Here is an 18,310-nt window from a genome sequence, read left to right on the forward strand (position 1 = left end):
GAGCACACCCATGCGCATCGTCGTCGCACCCAGCGGCTTCAAGGAGAGCCTCGGCGCGGAGGCCGCCGCCGACGCCATCGCCACCGGCGTCCACCGCGTCGTCCCGTCCGCCGAGGTCGACCGCGTGCCGGTGGTCGACGGCGGGGAGGGTTCCGCGGCCGCGCTCGCCGGCCTGACCGGCGGCCGGCTCGTCGACACCGTCGTCACCGGCCCGGTCGGGCAGCCCGTGCAGGCCCACTTCGCGGTCCTGGGCGACAGGCGCACGGCCCTGGTGGAGATGGCCGCCGCCGCGGGCCTGCGGCTGGTGCCCCGGGGCCTGCGCGACCCCGGCCGCACCACCAGCCGCGGCGTCGGCGAGCTGGTCCTGGCCGCGCTGGACGCCGGGTGCCCCTCGGTCCTGGTCGGCTGCGGCGACTCGGGCACCTCCGACGGCGGCGCGGGCGCCCTCCAGGCGCTCGGGGCCAGGGTGCTCGACCGGCGCGGGCGCGAGGTCGCGCCGGGCGGGGCCGCGCTGGCCGGGGCGCGGGCGGTCGACGTGACCGGCCTGGACCCCCGGCTGGCCCGCGCCGACCTGCGGCTGGCGGTGAACCCGCACAACGTGCTGTGCGGGCCGCGCGGCGTGGCCAGGGTGTTCGGCCCGCAGAAGGGCGCCGCGCCCGAGCAGGTGGACGAGCTGGCCGCCGCCCTCGACAACTGGGCCGACGTGCTGCACCGGGACCTGGGCGCGGACGTGGCCCGGCAACCCGGCTCCGGCGCCTCCGGGGGGCTGGGCGCGGGGCTGCACGCCGCGCTCGGCGCGCCCCTGCTGCCCCGCTTCGACGTGCTGCTCGACCACGTCGACCTCGACGCCCGCCTGGCAACCGCAGACCTGGTGATCACCGCCGAGGGCACCATCGACGCCCAGACCCCCTACGGCAAGGTGCCCGCCGAGGTCGCCCGCCGCGCCAAGGCGCACGGCAAGCCCGTCATCGCCCTGGCCGGGACCATCGGCCACCACGCCGACACCACCTACGCCGTCGGCATCGACGCCTTCCAGGCCATCCTGCCCCGTCCCGTCTCCCTGGACGAGGCGATCCTGCGCGGCGCGGAGTTCCTCGCCGACGCCGCCGAGCGGGTGCTGCGGCTGGTGCTCGTGGGCACCAGGCTCAGCGCCGTCGGCTAGACCGTTCGGAGCAGCAGCGTGAAGAATTCCTCACGTGACCCTCATCGGGAACTTCGACCGCGCGACCAAGGTGGACCCATGCCAACCGCCCCCCGGCTCGCGCTGGTGACCGCCGCGATCGCGCTGCCGCTCGGCGCGGCCCTGGTCACCTGGGCGCTGCCCGGCGAACCCGCGCCGACCGCGCCCGTGGAGGTCCGCCTGCGCGACAACACCGGCCCCGACCGGTCCTCGACCGGGGCGGAACCCGGCACCGGCGCCGAGTCCGGGTCGAACACCCCCGGCGCGCCCGGGACGCCCGGGACGCCCGGGACCGGCACCCCCGCGCCCCCGGTGGAGCCGACCACCGCCCCGCCACCGCCGCCACCACCCGCGCCGGTCGTGGTCGCCCCGCCACCGCCCGTCCCGCCGGGCGACGACGATGACGACGACGGGGGCGGGAACTCCGACGACGGCGATGACTGAGCCGGGACCGCGTCGCGCGCGGGCGGTCCCGGCCCGCGTGCGGATCATGGGCTGGCTGCTGCTCCTGGTCGCGGTCGTGTCGCTGGCCACCACCCTCGTCACCCACAACCTGCTCCTGCGCGAGGTGGACCGCGACGTCAACGCCGCCCTGGAGCAGGAGGCCGCCGAGCTGAGCCAGGTGCTGGTCGAGGGCGTGGACCGGGTCACCGGCCAGCCGTTCGCCGACGTGCGCGAGGCGCTGTCGGCGCACCTCCAGCGGCAGTACGTGGACGACGACGAGGTGATCCTGGCCTGGACCCCGACCGCCGGGCCGATCCTCCAGGACCGGGAGGAGCCGTTCCGCCTGGGCGAGCACCCCGACGTCCTCGACCCCATCCTCGCCGCGCCCACCACCAGCGGCGCCGCCGCCACCCCGGCGGGGGAGATGCGCTGGATCCGGGTCGACGCGGTGGGCGCCGCCGACGACCGGGGCGCCCTGGTCGTCGGCTACTTCGTGGACCGCGACCGCGCCGAGGTCGCCACCACGGTGCGCACCCTGCTGCTGGTCGGGCTGCTGGGCGTGGTGCTCGCGGGCGCGGCCGCCTGGTTCGTCGCCGGGCAGATCCTCAACCCCGTGCGGCTGGTGCGCCGCGCCGCCGCCGAGATCACCGAGCACGACCTGACCCGGCGCATCCCGGTCGAGGGCCGCGACGACATCGCCGCCCTCGCGGAGCAGTTCAACGCCATGCTCGACCGCCTGGAGCACGCCTTCGCCACCCAGCGCCGGTTCCTCGACGACGCGGGCCACGAGCTGCGCACCCCCATCACCATCGTCTCCGGCCACCTGGAGCTGATGGGCGACGACCCGGCCGAGCGCGCCGAGGCGGTCCGGCTGTGCGCCGACGAGCTGGACCGGATGAACCGCATCGTCGGCGACCTCCTGCTGCTGGCCAAGGCCGAGCAGCCGGACTTCATCACACCCGCCCCGGCGGACGTGGCCGAGCTGACCAGCGACCTCTACGCCAAGGTCCGCGCGATCGGGGACCGGCACTGGCGGCTGGAGGCCATCGGCGAGGGTGAGGTGCGCCTGGACGAGCAGCGCGTCACCCAGGCCGTGGTCCAGCTCGCCCAGAACGCCGTGCAGCACACCGAGGCCGGCTCGGAGGTCCTGATCGGCTCGGCGGTGCGCGACGGCGTCGCGTCGTTCTGGGTCGCGGACCGGGGACCGGGCGTGCGGCCCGAGGACGCCGGGGCGATCTTCGAGCGGTTCGGCCGCGGCTCCACCGGCGGGGCCGCCGGCCACCGCGCCGGCGCGGGCCTCGGGCTCGCCATCGTGCGCGCCATCGCCGAGGCCCACCACGGCCTGGTCCGCCTGACGTCCACGCCGGGCGCCGGCGCCCGTTTCGCGATCGAGATCCCCACCTGAACCGGAGGCACCCCGTGACCCGCATCCTGATCGCCGAGGACGAGGCCCGCATCGCCTCGTTCGTCCAAAAAGGACTTGTCGCGAACGGGTTCACCACCACCGTCGTCGGGGACGGCGAGAGCGCCCTCCAGCACGCCCTCAGCGACCGCTTCGACCTGCTCGTGCTGGACCTGGGCCTGCCCGTCCGCGACGGGTTCTCGGTGCTGGGCACGCTGCGCGAGCGGCGCAACACCACCCCGGTGATCATCCTGACCGCGCAGGACTCGGTCCGCGCCACCGTCGCCGGCCTGGAGGGCGGCGCGGACGACTACATGACCAAGCCGTTCCGGTTCGAGGAGCTGCTGGCCCGGGTCAGGTTGCGGCTGCGCCGCACCGAGCCCATCACCGAGCCCACCGTGCTGGACGCCGGGACCGTGTCGCTGGACCTGCGCACCCGGCGCGCCGACGTGGACGGCACGGCGGTCGACCTGACCGCGCGGGAGTTCGCGCTGCTGGAGCTGTTCCTCCGCCACCGCGGCCAGGTGCTCTCCCGCGAGCAGATCCTGTCGCACGTGTGGGGCTACGACTTCGACCCGGGCTCCAACATCGTGGACGTCTACGTGCGGGCGCTGCGCCGCAAGGTCGGCGCGGCGCGCATCCGCACCGCGCGCGGCATGGGCTACGCCTTCGACGTGACCTCCTGAGCGGGGCGCTCCGGCCGGGGCTCAGACGCTGCGCAGCACCGAGACCACGACACCCAGCACCACGGCCCGGTCGCCGTCGATCACCGCGTGGGCCGGGTTGCGCGGCTCCAGGCGCACGTGGCCGTTGCGGCGCTGGTAGACCTTCACCGTCGCCTCGTCGTCGATCATCGCGGCGACGATCTGGCCCGGGTGCGCCTCCTGCTGCTGGCGCACCACGACGATGTCGCCGTCGCAGATCGCCGCGTCCACCATCGAGTCGCCGCGCACGCGCAGCCCGAACACGGTGCCGCGCCCGGTCAGCTCGCGGGGCAGCTCCAGGACGTCGTCGAGGTGCTCCTCGGCGGTGATGGGCACACCCGCCGCGATGTCGCCGACCACGGGCACCGCGACCGAGCCGCTGGTGGACCGGTGGGCGGCGGGCTGGAGGAACAGGCGCACGTCGATCGGCCGGGCCATCGAGGAACTGCGCCGCAGGAAGCCCTTGTCCTCCAGGCTCGCCAGGTGCTTCGACACCGAGGACGAGGAGCGGAGACCGACCGCCTCGCCCAGCTCCCGGGTGCTGGGCGGGTAACCGTGCCGGACCACCCAGTCCCGGATCACGGCCAGGATCCGCTGCTGGCGCGGCGGGAGGGCCGAGGTGTCCAGGTGCTCGAACGCGTCGGGGTCGTAGGTGGTCATCCACGGGATGATAGGCGCAGGCGGGGGGATGGCCGACCGGACGCGCCGGGCCCGCCGCCGCCACCGGCGGCGCGACTTCGGGCTGCCGCCCCGCTGTGCTGCCGCCCCGCCCGCGCCCCGCTCCGCTCTGCCCCCGCTCCGCTCTGCCCCCGCTCCGCTCTGCCCCCGCTCCGCTCTGCCCCCGCTCCGCTCTGCCCGCGCTCCGCTCTGCCCGCGCTCCGCTCTGCCCGCGCTCCGCCCCGCGCCCGCTCGGCTGCCCCGCGCCGCGCCCTGCCGCCTTGCCGCGCCACGCCCCACCCCGCGCGGCCCCACCCCGCGCGGCCCCACCCGCCGCGCTGCACCCCGCCGCCCCGACCCCGTTGTGCCCCGCTCGGCCACCCCGCCCTGCCTGCTGCCGCCTCCTGCCCGGCCGCCTCCCGCTCGCCTTTCCCCACCCGCCGTTCTCCCGCCTTCCCCGCAGTGGAGATCGGCACCCCGCCCGGTTCGTCCACGTCGTCAAGCCTCGCCGCAGGCCGCCACGCCCCACCCGTCGAAACGGTTTCGACAGTTTGTCGAATGACGTTTCAACAATATCCGCAGATCATGAGCACTCCCGAAAAACCGGCACCAGCAGTACCCCACCGTTGCCGAAAACCTTTTCGACTGCCAGAGTGCTGGAGGTGCGGCCGACCGACCCGGTCCGCCGCCACCGCGGGAGGCTGGGATGACCCTCACGTCACCGGACACCACCGCCGTCGGGGGTCGTCCCGTGGTACCCGCCCGGGGCGCCCTGCGGCCGCTGGGTCTCCACGAGGTCCGCATCACCGGCGGCTTCTGGGCCGTGCGGCAGGGCGTGAACGCCTCCTCCACCCTGCCGCACGCCCGCGCCTGGCAGGACCGGCTCGGCTGGACCGGCAACCTCACCTCCGGCGTCAGCTCGCCGGACCGGCTCGGCCGCGAGTTCTCCGACTCCGAGGTCTACAAGCTGCTGGAGGCGATGGCCTGGGAGGCGGGCCGGTCGCCCGACCCGGCGCTGGAGGCCGCGATCGCGGAGGTGACCGGGGCGATCGCGTCGGCGCAGGCCCCCGACGGCTACCTCGGCACGGCGTTCGGCGGTCCCGGCCGGCCGGCGCGCTACAGCGACATGACGTGGGGCCACGAGCTCTACTGCGCGGGCCACCTCCTCCAGGCCGCCGTGGCGCGTGCCCGCACCGCCGGTCCCGACCGGCTGCTGGAGGTCGCCCGCGGCGTGGCCGACCACGTGTGCGCCGAGTTCGGCCCGGACGGCAGGCAGGACGTGTGCGGCCACCCGGAGATCGAGGTGGCGCTGGTAGAGCTGGCCCGCACCACGGGGGAGCGCCGCTACCTGGACCAGGCGGCCCTGTTCGTCGAGCGCCGCGGCCGGCGCAGCCTGCCCCGCCACCGGTTCGGCTGGTCCTACTTCGGCGACGACGTCCCGATCCGCGAGGCCACCGTGCTGCGCGGCCACGCGGTCCGGGCGCTGTACCTGGCGTGCGGCGCGGTCGACGTGGCGGTGGAGACCGGTGACGACGACCTGCTGCGCGCGGTCGCCGCCCAGTTCGACCGGACACTGGCCCGCCGCACCTACCTGACCGGCGGCATGGGGTCGCGGCACACCGACGAGGCGTTCGGCGAGGACTTCCAGCTGCCCGCCGACCGGGCCTACTCCGAGACCTGCGCCGGGGTCGCCGCGATCATGCTCGCCTGGCGGCTGCTGCTGGCCACCGGGGACGGGCGCTACGACGACGTGGTCGAGCGCATCCTCTACAACGTCGTGGCCACCGCGGTCGCGGACGACGGCCGGTCCTTCTTCTACGCCCACACCCTGCACCAGCGCACGCCCACGGCGGTCGTGCCCGCCGACGAGGAGCAGCTCGGGTTCGGCGGCGGACCGCGCGCGCCGTGGTTCGAGGTGTCGTGCTGCCTGCCCAACGTGGCCCGCCTGCTCGCCTCCCTGGCCTGCTACACCGCCACCGTGGACGGCACGGGCGTGCGGCTGCACCAGTACGCCGACGCCGACATCGACACCCGCCTGGCCGACGGCCGCGAGGTCGGCCTGCGGGTCCGCACCGCCTACCCCGACGACGGCGTGGTCACCGTGCGGGTGGTCAAGACCGACGACGAGCCGTGGTCGGTCACGCTGCGCGTGCCGCCCTGGGCGACCGGGGCGGTGCTGCACACCAGCTACGGCCGCCACCCGGCGCCCGTGGGCGACGTGGTGGTGCACCGGAGGTTCCGGCCCGGCGAGGAGATCCGGCTGGAGCTGCCGGTGACGCCGCGCTTCACCCACCCCGACCCCCGCGTGGACGCGGTGCGCGGCTGTGTCGCGGTGGAGCGCGGTCCGGTCGTGTACTGCGCGGAGAGCGCCGAGCACGACCTGGACGCGCTGCGGGTCGACCCGACCACCCCGCCCGCCGACGGCCCCGGTGGCGTGCTGGTCGACGCCCGGTTCCACGCCCCCGCCGACGCGCCGTGGCCCTACGGCCCGCCCCCGCCCGCCGCGGCCGGTCCGCGCGCGCCGCTGGCGCTGGTGCCCCACCACCGCTGGGCCCGCGGCGGCCCGTCCACCATGCGCGTCTGGCTGCCCACCGACTGATCCGCCCCCGACCGCGTGCGGAGGAGAGCAGAGGGGAGAACGGTGACGACAAGAGGGTCCCGGGCCCACCGCGCCCCCGCCGGTGCCGTCCCCGCCGGTGCCGTCCCCGTCGAGGCCGCCCACGCCGCGCCGGAGCCGCCCGCGGTCGGCCCGAACACGGCGCCCACCACGTCCCACCCGGTGCTCCCGTGCCCGCCGCCGCCCGCGTCCCGCCGGCGCGGCCGCGGCCGCGACTCCACCCCGGGAGCGCCCCAGGACTGATCCGCCGCCACCGACAACCCGGAAGGAGGATCGCAGTGCCGCGATCCTGGAAGAGAACAGTCCTGGCCGTCCTGCTCGGCGCGGTGGCCGTCGGCGGGGTCGTGCAACCGGCCTCGGCGGACATCGCGCCCGCCGCCAACCCGCCCGGCTGGAGCCCGCCGTCGAGCCTGGTCACCCCCCTGAACCAGGTGTGGTCGCACCAGGAGAGCACCTACGGCAACCTCTACGGCTTCCGCAACTACGGCTGGGACCAGGTGTTCGCCAACGGCGGCTACCTGAACTTCTGCGTCCGCTGGGACTCACCGGCCCCGGTGTCGGCGTCGCTGCGCGACCGCATCCACGCCAAGCTGGCCGAGCAGTACAAGAAGTGGGTGGACCTGGTGGTGGGCCACAACAACTGGCCCTACGCCACGGTGCCGATCAAGGTCGTCGGGTGGGCCGTCCGCGACCGCGCCCAGCTCCAGTGGTCGGACAACTCCGTCGACATCTACGTCAACAACATCCGCGAGAACGCGCCGCAGTGCGCCGAGCCGTGCGGCCGGTTCTTCGTCCGCGACGGCGTCTACCGCAACTGCCCCGGCGGCGTGGCCCGGCACTACGACCAGTCGCTGTGGCTGACCGCCGGCATGGGCGGCGGCGCGGGCGGCGACTGGGGCCAGCGCATGGGCAGCGAGTACTTCGTCAACAGCCTCAACAGCAACGACGTGACGATCCTGCTGCACGAGATCGGCCACACGTTCGGCCTGGACGACTTCTACGACTGGACACCCAGCGGCGTGTCCGGCTTCATCATGAAGGCCGGCAGCGCCCCGAACATCACCGAGTTCGACGCGTGGATGTTCCGCGACTGGTGGCGGCACCTCAAGAGCCGGTACGGCCGCTGATCCCGGGCCGGCGCCCCGCCCCCCACCCTGCGTCGGCGGGGCGCCGGCCACCCCCCTCGCACCCGTCACGAGAGGTGACGCGCATGTCCCCGCACCAACCACCCCGGCGCGCCGTGCTGCGCGCGGGAGCGGCGCTCGCCGCGACCGCCCTGCCCGCCACCACCCCGCCCGGCCGGGCCACCGCGACCACCGCCACCGCCGCGACCACCGCCCCGGTCCGCCCGGCGGCCCGGCCCGACATCGGCACGTCCGCCGACCCGTTCCCGCTGTCCGCGGTGGCGCTGCTCGCCGGCCCGTTCCAGCGCAACACCGCCCGCACCCACGCCTACCTGAGGTTCCTCGACCCGGACCGGCTGCTGCACACCTTCCGGCTCAACGTCGGCCTGCCGTCCTCCGCCACCCCCTGCGGCGGCTGGGAATCCCCCACCACGGAGCTGCGCGGCCACTCCACCGGGCACGTGCTCACCGCGCTCGCCCAGGCGTACGCGAGCACCGGCGGCGCCGACTTCAAGGCGAAGTCGGACCACCTGGTCGCGCAGCTGGCCGTCTGCCAGGACCGGGCCCGGACCGCCGGGTTCACCACCGGCTACCTGTCGGCGTTCCCGGAGAGCTTCATCGACCGGGTGGAGGCGCGCCGGCAGGTCTGGGCGCCCTACTACACCCTGCACAAGGTCCTGGCCGGCCTGCTGGACGCGCACCTGCTCACCGGCAACGCCCAGGCGCTGACCGTGCTGACCCGCCTGGCCGGCTGGGTCGGGTGGCGCAACGGCAGGCTCACCCGGGCCCAGCGCCAGAACATGCTCGACACCGAGTTCGGCGGCATGAACGAGGTGCTGGCCAACCTGCACCAGCTCACCGGCGACCCGGCGCACCTCACCGCCGCCCGGTACTTCGACCACGCCGAGGTGTTCGACCCGCTCGCCGCCGGTCGGGACGCCCTGGCCGGCTACCACGCCAACACCCAGATCCCCAAGGCGCTCGGCGCGCTGCGCGAGTACCACGCCACCGGCGAGACCCGGTACCGCGACATCGCCCGCACCTTCTGGGACCTCGTGGTGGGCACGCACACCTACGCCATCGGCGGCAACTCCAACGGCGAGTACTTCCGGGCCCCGAACCGGATCGCCTCCGAGCTGTCCGACCACACCTGCGAGTGCTGCAACACCTACAACACGCTCAAGCTGACCCGGCAGCTGTTCCGGACCACCCCGGGCCGGCCCGAGCTGTTCGACTTCTACGAGAAAGCCCTCTACAACCACCTGCTCGGCGCGCAGGACCCGGACTCGGCGCACGGCCACCACAGCTACTACGTGCCGCTGCGGCCCGGCGGGCAGCGCACCTACAGCAACGACTACCAGAACTTCACCTGCTGCCACGGCACCGGGATGGAGACCAACACCAAGCACGGCGACAGCACCTACTTCCACTCCGGCACCACGCTGTGGGTGACCCTGTTCATCCCGTCCGTGCTGACCTGGCCGGGACGGGGCATCACCGTGCGCCAGGACACCGGCTTCCCGGACACGCCGAGCACCCACCTCACCGTCACCGGCTCCGGCGCGATCGACCTGCGCCTGAGGGTCCCGTCCTGGGCGGCGGGCGCGCGGCTGCGGCTCAACGGCGCGGACGTCCCGGTCACCCCGGGCGGCTACGCGCGGCTGGACCGGACCTGGGCGAGCGGCGACGTGGTGGACCTGTCCCTGCCCATGGCGCTGACCAGGGAGAGCGCCCCGGACGACCCGGCGGTGCAGGTCGTCAAGCACGGCCCGATCGTGCTGGCCGGCGGTTACGGCACGACCGACCTGACCTCGCTGCCGGTGCTGCGCCCCGACACGCTGCGGCCGACCTCCACCCCGCTGGAGTACACGGCGACGGCCTCCACCGGCCAGGTCCGGCTGGCGCCGTTCCACCGCACGCACCGGCAGCGCTACACCGTCTACTGGCGCGTCTGACCCCCACGCGACCCCCTTGGAGTCCACCATGCCCAACCGCAAGCGGGCGTTCGGCCCGTTCGCCGCCCTGGCGCTCGTCGCCGCCCTGGCACCGCCCGCGCTCGCCGCGAACCCGATCATCACCTCCTACTACACCGCCGACCCGGCCCCGCTGGTCGTCGGGAACACGATGTACGTCTACGCCGGACGGGACGAGGCGCCGTCCGGCGGCACCAACTTCCAGATGCGCGAGTGGCGCGTGCTGTCCTCGACCGACGCCGCGACCTGGACCGACCACGGCGCCCGCGCGAACATCGCCACGTTCCCGTGGGCGGGCGCGGACGCCTGGGCGAGCGAGGTCGAGCCGCGCGACGGCAGGTACTACTGGTACACCTCGGTCAACGGCAACGGCGCGGGGTGGATGGACATCGGCGTCGCGGTGGGCGACAGCCCGCTGGGGCCGTTCCGCGACGCCAAGGGCGGGCCGCTGATCAGCGACAGCACCCCGAACTCGTCCGGGCTCAACATCGACCCGACCGTGTTCACCGACGACGACGGCCAGTCCTACCTGTACTGGGGCGGCTACTGGGGCGCACGCGCCGCCAAGCTCAAGCCCAACATGATCGAGCTGGACGGCCCGGTGGTCACGCCCAGCGGCCTGGCGAACTTCTGGGAAGCGCCCTGGATGTTCAAGCGCAACGGCCTGTACTACGTGGTGTACGCCGCCAACGACACCAACGGCTGCGTCACCTCCTCCAGCTACGCCTGCCAGCGCTACGCCACCGCCACCAACCCGATGGGCCCGTGGACGCACCGCGGCGTGGTGCTCGACCAGGTCTCCTCGACCACCAACCACGCGGGTGTGGTGCAGTTCAACGGGCAGTGGTACATCGTCTACCACAACGCCAACGCGCCCGGCGGCGGCAACTTCCGCCGTTCGGTGGCCGTGGACCTGCTGCACTTCAACGCCGACGGCACGATGCGCAAGGTCGTGCAGACCACCACCGGGCCGCCGCCCAACCCGGGCGGCGGGGGCGGCGGCGACCTGGCCCCGTCGGCGACCGCGTCCACCTCGCACGTCTCGGCGTGGGAGTCGCTGGCCGCGCTCAACAACGGCGGCACGCCCGCGAACTCGGCGGACCGCTCGAACCTCGCCTACGGCAACTGGCCGGAGCGGGGCACGCAGTGGGTCGAGTACACCTGGCCCACCGCGAAATCGGTCAACCGCGTGTCCACCTACTGGTTCGACGACGGCCAGGGCATCGACCTGCCCGCCTCGTGCCAGGTGCAGCACTGGACCGGCAGCGCCTACGCGCCCGTGCCCGGCCAGTCGGCGTGCGGCGTCGCGGGCGACACCTTCAACACCACCACGTTCACCGCCGTGAGCACCACGCGGCTGCGGTTGTCGATCACCTCGAAGCCCGACTCCTCGACGGGGGTGCTGGAATGGCAAGCGTTCGCCGCGTGACCCGCCGGCTGGCGGTCCTCACCCTGCTCGGCGCGCTGCTCGTCCCCGCCGGGCAGGCGGTGGCCGCGCAGACCATCGGCTACCCGACCTTCTCCGGCCCGGCGGTCCCCGCCCCGCCGGTCGGCTACAGCACGGGCAGCACCATGCGCGCCATCTACGACGCCGAGGCCGGCGGCACCGACTTCTGGGTGGACCGGCTGCTGGCCCGCCCCGGCAACGACCCGGCGGGCCCGTGGCTGATGACCCGGGGCCGGGGCCTGTTCATGTACACCCACAACCCGGGTGTGCTCGGGTTCGGCGGCAACGCCGCGTACTGGGACAACATCAGCAGCCAGAACGCCTACGCCATCACCGTGGGCTCGGGCGCGCTCACCGAGCAGGTCACCGGCCGGTGGCAGGCGCCCAGCCACTGGAAGGGCGTCTACACCCGGACCGGCGTGCGGGTGGACGTCGCGAAGTTCATCACCCACAACAACGTCGCCGTCACCAACCTGACCGTCACCAACACCGGCTCGGCGACCACCACGCTGCCCCTGCGCGCCACCTCGCCCTACGCCACCACCGCCACCGGTCCGGAGCTGACCGGGCAGCGGCAGGTGAAGAACAACCTCACCACCATCCGGCCCCGGCTGGCCGGTGACGGGTTCACGCCCGCGAACGGCGGCCTCGACCGGTCGATCACCCTCGCCGCCGGCCAGTCGCTCACCACCAAGGTGGTCATGGGGTTCGTCACCGACGAGATCCCCGAGTCGCTGACCGAGTACAACGCCTACCGCGCCCGCACGGCGGCCGACGCGTTCGCCACCCACGTGCGCGACCACAACCGCTGGTGGGCCGACAACGTCCCCTACCTCGACGTGCCCGACCCGGCGATCAAGAAGAACATCTACTACCGCTGGTGGCTGATGCGGTTCAACCACCTCGACGTCGACATCCCCGGCCAGGACTTCCAGTTCCCCGTCTCCATCGAGGGCGTGACCGGCTACAACAACGCCATCGCCCTCACCCAGCCGATGCACATCGACGACCTCAAGTACCTGCGCGACCCGGTGTACTCCTACGGGCCGTGGCTGTCGGCGGGCCAGTCGTCGAAGGGCGGCCGGTTCGTGGACAACCCCGGCGACCCGGAGAACTGGTCCAACTCCTACACCCAGTACATCTCCGAGGCCGCCTGGCGCGGCTACCAGGTCCACGGCGGCCAGCCCGCCATCGCCGGCAACCTCGCCCGCTACGCCGAGGGCGACGCCAAGGGCCAACTGGCCACCTACGACACCAACGACAACGGCGTCATCGAGTACGACTGGGGCGCGATGACCGGCAACGACGCCGACGCCGTCTCCTTCGACTGGCGACCCGGCAACCTCGACCGCGCCGAAACCGCCTACGTCTGGAGCGGCGCGACGGCCGCGCAGCAGGCGTACGCCCTGGTCGGGAACACCGCCAAGGCCAACGAGATGCAGGCCCTGGCCGACCGCGTCCGCACCGGCGTGATCAACATCCTGTGGAACCCGTCCCGGCAGCTGCTGGAGCACAAGCACGTCTCGACCAACACCCACGTGCCGTGGAAGGAGATCAACAACTACTACCCGTACTCGGTCGGCCTGATGCCCAACACCGACCAGTACAAGCAGGCGCTGCGCCTGTTCGCCGACCCCGCCGAGTACCCGGTGTTCCCGTTCTACACCGCCAACCAGCGCGACAAGGCCGCCGCGGCGGCGGCCGGGCACCCCGGGTCGAACAACTTCTCCACCATCAACTCCACCGTCCAGTTCCGCTTCTACTCCTCCGTGCTGCGCAACTACCCCAACCAGTGGACGACCGCCGAGGACTACAAGAAACTGCTGTACTGGAACACCTGGGCCCAGTACGTCGGCGGCAACACCCAGTGGCCCGACGCCAACGAGTTCTGGGCCAACTGGAACCCCACCGGCCGCACCATCGACTACCGCTCCTGGATCCACCACAACATCCTCGGCAGCTCCAACTGGACCCTCATCGAGGACGTGGCCGGCCTGCGCCCGCGCACCGACACCCGGGTGGAGCTGTCGCCCATCGACATCGGCTGGTCCCACTTCGCGGTGAACAACCTGCGCTACCGCGGCCTGGACCTCAGCGTCGTCTGGGACGACCCCGCCGACGGCGTCACCCGCTACCAGGGCGTGCCGGAGGGCTACTCGGTCTACCTCAACGGCACCCGCGCGTTCACCGTCGACCGGCTGACCCGCGTGCTCTACGACCCGGCCACCGGCGCCGTCACGTTCCCGTCCGGCAGCGGCACCGTCCGCTTCAGCACGCCGTTCGCCGGGTTGCGCGCACCCCAGGACGTGGTCCACACCGGAGCGCGCGTGGTCGACGTCTTCGCCAAGGCCGGCGTGAACCTGACCTCGACCGCGCCCAACCTCGCCCGCGGCGCCGCCGTGTCCGCCTCCTACACCGCGTCGGGCACCTCCACCGCGGCGGCGGTCGACGACCTGCCGACCAACGAACCGCTGTGGGGCACGGCGGGCTCGCCCAACGCCCAGGACTGGTACGAGCTGGACCTCCGCCAGTCCCGCGCGGTGGGGGAGGTGCGCCTGTACTTCCGCGACGACCGGGCGGCCAACCGCTACCGAGCGCCCGCCTCCTACACCGTCCAGCGCTGGGACGGCAGCTCCTGGGTCGCGGTGCCGTCGCAGGTCAGGCAACCGGCCGCGGCCCGCGCCAACTACAACCGGGTCACCTTCACCCCGGTCACCACCCAGCGGCTGCGCGTGCTGCTCACCCACGCGTCGGGCTTCAAGACCGCGCTGACGGAGGTGAAGGTCCACTAACCGCGTCGGTCCGCGGTCCGGCCCGGGGGTGCCCACCCCCCCCGGGCCGGACCCGTTCCACCACCACATCATCCGGTGTGTCGCCGCCCCGGCGGGATCACGCTCCGTGCACTGTGGATCGACCACCCGTCCACACGAGACGCGCCCCGACGACCCACACGGACCCCCGATCGTCAGGCGATCGTCAGGTTGATCCGGGATGATGTCCCGGATGATGGGAGCGATGTTCGCCTCAAGATCGCCACGGGTACCCGTCCGGCGCCCACCCGAACAGGTGGGCGGGTCCGGTGGGGGGTCGCCGTGAGTTTCTGGGAGTTCGTGGCCGACCGGTGGAACCGCCTGCTGGTGGAGGCCCTGCTGCACGTCAGCGCCGTGGTGCAGTGCACGGTGCTGGCCGCGGTCATCGGCGTGGGGGTCGGCGTCGCGGTGTACCGCAGCCCCGTGGGCTCGACCATCGCCACCGCGCTGACCAGCGCGGTCCTCACCATCCCCTCGTTCGCCCTGCTCGGCCTGCTCATCCCGGTGCTCGGGCTGGGCGTGGAGCCGACCGTGGTCGCCCTGGTGCTCTACGGGCTGCTGCCGATCGTGCGCAACACGATCGTGGGACTGTCCGGTGTCGACGGCGCCGTGCGGGACGCGGCCCGGGGCATCGGCATGACCCGGCTGGGCACCCTCACCAGGATCGAGCTGCGGCTCGCCTGGCCCGCCATCCTGACCGGCACCCGCATCTCCGCCCAGATGCTGATGGGCATCGCGGCCATCGCCGCCTACGTGCGCGGTCCCGGGCTGGGCGTAGAGATCTTCGCCGGGCTGACCAGGGCCGGCAGCGCGAACGCGACCAACCAGGCCATCGCCGGCACCCTCGGCATCGTGGTCCTCGCGCTGGTCCTGGACGGCGTCTTCGCGCTGATCGGCCGTTTCACCACCTCCAGGGGGATCCGTGGCCAGTGAGATCGAGCTCGTCGACGTGACCAAGCGGTACGGCGGCGCGTCGGAACCCGCCGTCGACTCGGTCAGCCTGACCGTGCTGGCCGGGGAGATCGTGGTGTTCGTCGGCCCGTCCGGCTGCGGCAAGACCACCACCATGCGGATGATCAACCGGCTGATCGAGCCCACCTCGGGCCGGATCACCATCGACGGCCGGGACACCCTGTCGCTCGACCCCGACGAGCTGCGCCGCGGCATCGGGTACGCCATCCAGCAGGCCGGGCTGTTCCCGCACCTCACGGTCGCGCAGAACGTCGGCACGGTGCCGGGCCTGCTGGGCTGGGGCAAGACCAGGGTGGCCGAACGGGTGGACGAGATGCTGGACCTGGTCGGGCTGGACCCGGCCGACTACCGCGACCGCTACCCCCGGCAGCTGTCCGGCGGCCAGCAGCAGCGCGTGGGCGTGGCCAGGGCGCTGGCCGCCGACCCGCCGGTGCTGCTGATGGACGAGCCGTTCGGCGCGGTCGACCCGATCACGCGCGGCAACCTCCAGGACGAGCTGATGCGGTTGCAGGCGGAGCTGCGCAAGACCATCGTGTTCGTCACGCACGACTTCGACGAGGCGGTCAAGATCGGCGACCGGATCGCGGTGCTCGGCAAGCAGTCCCACGTCCTCCAGTACGACACGCCCGAGGCGATCCTGGCCAACCCCGCGGACGACACGGTCGCCGGGTTCGTGGGCGCCGGGGCCTCGCTCAAGCAGCTGCGGCTGCGCCGGGTGCGCGAGGTCGAGCTCAGCCAGGCCGTGACCGCGTCGGTGGGCGACGAACCCGCCGAGGTCGGCCGCAGGCTGGCCGGGTCGGGGCACCAGTACGCGCTGCTCCTGGACGCCCGCAACCGGCCGGTGAGCTGGGTGCACGCCCGCGACCCGCGGCAGCCGCGCCCGGTCGGCGACTCGGTGTCGCTCCAGTCGACGCTCCAGGACGCCCTGGAGGCCATCCTCACCGAGGGCGGCGCGGCCGTCGTGACCGGAGCGCGCGGCGAGTACGTGGGCGTGGTCGAGATGGACGCGGTCATCGGCACGGTCCGCAAGCTGCGCGAGGACCACGCGGAGGTGGTCACGTGACGACCGCGGCACAGGTCCGCCGCGCCGACCGGCTGCGGCTGCTGATCCAGCCGATCGCCGTGCTGGTGCTGGTCGGCGGGGTGCTGGCCTGGGCGTTCTCCCGGGACCTCGACTCGATCGAGCGGCAGAGCATCAACGCCCCGGCGCTGGCGTCGGCCACCTGGGACCACCTGGTGATCAGCTTCGCGGTGACCGCGCTGGTCCTCGTGGTGGCCGTCCCCCTGGGCGTGGTGCTGACCCGCCGGTGGGCCCGCCGCGCCGCGCCCGTGTTCCTGGGCATCGCCACGATCGGCCAGGCGTCACCGGCGGTCGGCATCCTGGTGCTGTTCTTCCTGGTGTCCGGCCTGGACGGGCTGTGGGCGGCGGTGCTGCCGATCGCCTTCTACACGCTGCTGCCGGTGCTGCGGAACACCATGGTCGGGTTGCAGGGCGTCGACCCGGCGCTGGTCGACGCCGGTCGCGGCATCGGCATGTCCGCCGCCACCGTGCTGCGCCGCATCGAACTGCCCCTGGCCGTGCCGCTGATCCTGGCCGGGCTGCGCACCGCCCTGGTGCACGCGGTCGGCGTGGCGACCCTCGCGGTGTTCGTCAACGGCGGCGGGCTGGGGCTGCTGATCGACACCGGCTACAAGCTCGCCCGGGTCACCGTGCTGATCACCGGCGCCGTGCTCGCCGTGGGCCTGGCGCTGCTGGTGGACTGGCTCGGCGCGGTCGCCGAGACCTACCTCGGACCGAAGGGGCTGCGATGAGCGGGGGACCGACGGCCCGGCGGCTGGCGGCGCTGGCGCTCGCCGCCACCGGCCTGCTCGCGTCCGGCTGCGGGCTGGAGTCGTCGTTCGCGCTGCCGTTCGAGGTCGGGCCCGGCTCGATCCGGCCGGTGCCCGAGCTGGCCGGGGTGGACGTCGCGGTGGGCTCCAAGGACTTCACCGAGAACCAGGTCCTGGGCTACCTCGCCGAGGTCGCGCTGGTGGCGGCCGGCGCGGACGTGCGGGACATGACCAACATCCAGGGCTCCAACAGCTCGCGCCAGGCGCTGATCACCGGCGACATCGACCTGTCGTGGGACTACACCGGCACCGGGTGGATCAGCTACCTGGGCAACACCGAGCCGATCCCGGGGGAGCAGGAGCAGTACGAGGCCGTCCGCGACGCCGACCTGGCCCGCAACGGCCTCGCCTGGCTCGACTACTCGGCGGTGAACAACACCTACGCCTTCGCCGTCACCCGGCCCTTCGCCGAGACCCACGGCCTGCGGACCACCTCGGACATGGCGGAGCTGATCCGCCGCGACCCGGCCCAGGGCGTCTTCTGCCTGGAGACCGAGTTCGTCAGCCGCAACGACGGGTTCCCCGGCGTGGCCCGCGCCTACGGGTTCGACCCGGGTTCGGCGCAGGTCAAGACCTTCGGCACCGGCACCATCTACACCGCCACCGCCGACGGGCTGTGCAACTTCGGCGAGGTGTTCACCACCGACGGGCGCATCCTGGCGCTGGACCTCGTGGTGCTGGAGGACGACAAGAGGTTCTTCCCGCAGTACAACGCCGCGGTGGTGCTGCGCGACGAGTTCGACCGGGCCCACCCGAGGGTGCGGGAGGTGCTCGCGCCCATCGTCGCGAAGCTCGACAACGACACGATCCGCGAGCTCAACGCCGAGGTCGACGTGGACGGCCGCGACCCGGCCGTGGTCGCGCGCGACTGGCTGGTCCGGGAGGGCTTCGTCTCGGTGCCCGCGCCCTGACCGGCGGGTGGTTCGGCGGGCGGTTCGGTGGGACGACCGCGGCGAGAACCCGGTGCCGCTCCGGACCCGGCACTCCGGACCGGGCACTCCGGACCTCGCCCCCCGGACCTCGCCCCCCGGACCTCGCCCCCCGGACCTCGCCCCCCGGACCTCGCCCCCCGGACCTCGCCCCCCGGACC

Annotated in this window: 14 protein-coding genes; 13 read left to right on the forward strand and 1 reads right to left on the reverse strand. The window is 73.6% G+C overall.

The genetic code is table 11. From position 1 onward, the window contains the following. Positions 1 to 10: 10 nt before the first annotated feature. The 4 genes from Q5530_RS17830 to Q5530_RS17845 all read left to right on the forward strand — a co-directional run bounded on the left by Q5530_RS17830 (position 11) and on the right by Q5530_RS17845 (position 3,712). Positions 11 to 1,162 carry a glycerate kinase gene (locus Q5530_RS17830; RefSeq protein WP_415363618.1) on the forward strand — a complete coding sequence of 384 codons (1,152 nt, stop codon included), beginning with the start codon at positions 11 to 13 and terminating at the stop codon, positions 1,160 to 1,162. Positions 1,163 to 1,240: 78 nt separating this feature from the next. Further along, on the forward strand, positions 1,241 to 1,624 hold the full coding sequence (locus tag Q5530_RS17835; RefSeq protein ID WP_415363620.1) for a hypothetical protein: 384 nt from the start codon (positions 1,241 to 1,243) through the stop codon (positions 1,622 to 1,624). After that, a complete protein-coding gene (locus tag Q5530_RS17840; RefSeq protein WP_415363623.1) occupies positions 1,617 to 3,029 on the forward strand; it encodes a sensor histidine kinase in 1,413 nt (470 codons plus the stop codon). Before Q5530_RS17835 ends, Q5530_RS17840 begins: the two co-directional genes overlap by 8 nt. A gap of 14 nt (positions 3,030 to 3,043) precedes the next feature. Continuing rightward, positions 3,044 to 3,712: a response regulator transcription factor gene (locus Q5530_RS17845; RefSeq protein WP_415363625.1), complete on the forward strand. Its 669-nt coding sequence runs from the start codon at positions 3,044 to 3,046 to the stop codon at positions 3,710 to 3,712. Between the two features lie 21 nt (positions 3,713 to 3,733). On the opposite strand, the gene lexA is transcribed toward Q5530_RS17845, so the two are convergent. Then, positions 3,734 to 4,390 (reverse strand): transcriptional repressor LexA, encoded by a 657-nt coding sequence (lexA, locus tag Q5530_RS17850; RefSeq protein ID WP_415363628.1) that lies wholly within the window; start codon positions 4,388 to 4,390, stop codon positions 3,734 to 3,736. A 703-nt stretch (positions 4,391 to 5,093) separates the two neighbouring features. On the opposite strand from lexA, the gene Q5530_RS17855 reads away from it, so the two are divergent. The 9 genes from Q5530_RS17855 (at position 5,094) to Q5530_RS17895 (ending at position 18,131) form a co-directional block, all read left to right on the forward strand. Beyond that, a complete protein-coding gene (locus Q5530_RS17855; RefSeq protein WP_415363631.1) occupies positions 5,094 to 6,986 on the forward strand; it encodes a glycoside hydrolase family 127 protein in 1,893 nt (630 codons plus the stop codon). A 296-nt stretch (positions 6,987 to 7,282) separates the two neighbouring features. Next, the gene (locus tag Q5530_RS17860; RefSeq protein ID WP_415363634.1) at positions 7,283 to 8,131 is read left to right on the forward strand and encodes a hypothetical protein; all 849 of its coding nucleotides are present in this window, start codon (positions 7,283 to 7,285) and stop codon (positions 8,129 to 8,131) included. Positions 8,132 to 8,214: 83 nt separating this feature from the next. Further along, the gene (locus tag Q5530_RS17865) at positions 8,215 to 10,083 is read left to right on the forward strand and encodes a beta-L-arabinofuranosidase domain-containing protein (protein ID WP_415363636.1); all 1,869 of its coding nucleotides are present in this window, start codon (positions 8,215 to 8,217) and stop codon (positions 10,081 to 10,083) included. A gap of 28 nt (positions 10,084 to 10,111) precedes the next feature. Then, positions 10,112 to 11,530, forward strand: coding sequence for a glycoside hydrolase family 43 protein (locus Q5530_RS17870; protein ID WP_415363639.1), 1,419 nt, complete (start codon positions 10,112 to 10,114; stop codon positions 11,528 to 11,530). Beyond that, a complete protein-coding gene (locus Q5530_RS17875; RefSeq protein WP_415363641.1) occupies positions 11,509 to 14,340 on the forward strand; it encodes a discoidin domain-containing protein in 2,832 nt (943 codons plus the stop codon). Before Q5530_RS17870 ends, Q5530_RS17875 begins: the two co-directional genes overlap by 22 nt. A gap of 300 nt (positions 14,341 to 14,640) precedes the next feature. Then, positions 14,641 to 15,291 carry an ABC transporter permease gene (locus Q5530_RS17880; protein WP_415363643.1) on the forward strand — a complete coding sequence of 217 codons (651 nt, stop codon included), beginning with the start codon at positions 14,641 to 14,643 and terminating at the stop codon, positions 15,289 to 15,291. Beyond that, positions 15,281 to 16,393: an ABC transporter ATP-binding protein gene (locus Q5530_RS17885; RefSeq protein WP_415363646.1), complete on the forward strand. Its 1,113-nt coding sequence runs from the start codon at positions 15,281 to 15,283 to the stop codon at positions 16,391 to 16,393. Before Q5530_RS17880 ends, Q5530_RS17885 begins: the two co-directional genes overlap by 11 nt. After that, positions 16,390 to 17,142, forward strand: coding sequence for an ABC transporter permease (locus Q5530_RS17890; protein ID WP_415363649.1), 753 nt, complete (start codon positions 16,390 to 16,392; stop codon positions 17,140 to 17,142). The genes Q5530_RS17885 and Q5530_RS17890 overlap by 4 nt, the downstream gene beginning before the upstream one ends. Further along, positions 17,139 to 18,131, forward strand: a complete 993-nt coding sequence (locus Q5530_RS17895; RefSeq protein WP_415363651.1) for a glycine betaine ABC transporter substrate-binding protein — start codon at positions 17,139 to 17,141, stop codon at positions 18,129 to 18,131. Before Q5530_RS17890 ends, Q5530_RS17895 begins: the two co-directional genes overlap by 4 nt. Positions 18,132 to 18,310: the final 179 nt, after the last annotated feature.

Source organism: Saccharothrix sp. BKS2 (assembly GCF_047689505.1).
Classification (GTDB): Bacteria; Actinomycetota; Actinomycetes; order Mycobacteriales; family Pseudonocardiaceae; genus Actinosynnema; species Actinosynnema lopnurensis.

Excerpts from the sequence above, each read along its gene's own strand:
- Q5530_RS17830 (WP_415363618.1), top strand. The coding sequence starts at position 11 with ATGCGCATCGTCGTCGCACCCAGCGGCTTCAAGGAGAGCCTCGGCGCG.
- Q5530_RS17835 (WP_415363620.1), top strand. The coding sequence starts at position 1,241 with ATGCCAACCGCCCCCCGGCTCGCGCTGGTGACCGCCGCGATCGCGCTG.
- Q5530_RS17840 (WP_415363623.1), top strand. The coding sequence starts at position 1,617 with ATGACTGAGCCGGGACCGCGTCGCGCGCGGGCGGTCCCGGCCCGCGTG.
- lexA (WP_415363628.1), bottom strand. The coding sequence starts at position 4,390 with ATGACCACCTACGACCCCGACGCGTTCGAGCACCTGGACACCTCGGCC.
- Q5530_RS17855 (WP_415363631.1), top strand. The coding sequence starts at position 5,094 with ATGACCCTCACGTCACCGGACACCACCGCCGTCGGGGGTCGTCCCGTG.
- Q5530_RS17865 (WP_415363636.1), top strand. The coding sequence starts at position 8,215 with ATGTCCCCGCACCAACCACCCCGGCGCGCCGTGCTGCGCGCGGGAGCG.
- Q5530_RS17870 (WP_415363639.1), top strand. The coding sequence starts at position 10,112 with ATGCCCAACCGCAAGCGGGCGTTCGGCCCGTTCGCCGCCCTGGCGCTC.
- Q5530_RS17875 (WP_415363641.1), top strand. The coding sequence starts at position 11,509 with ATGGCAAGCGTTCGCCGCGTGACCCGCCGGCTGGCGGTCCTCACCCTG.
- Q5530_RS17895 (WP_415363651.1), top strand. The coding sequence starts at position 17,139 with ATGAGCGGGGGACCGACGGCCCGGCGGCTGGCGGCGCTGGCGCTCGCC.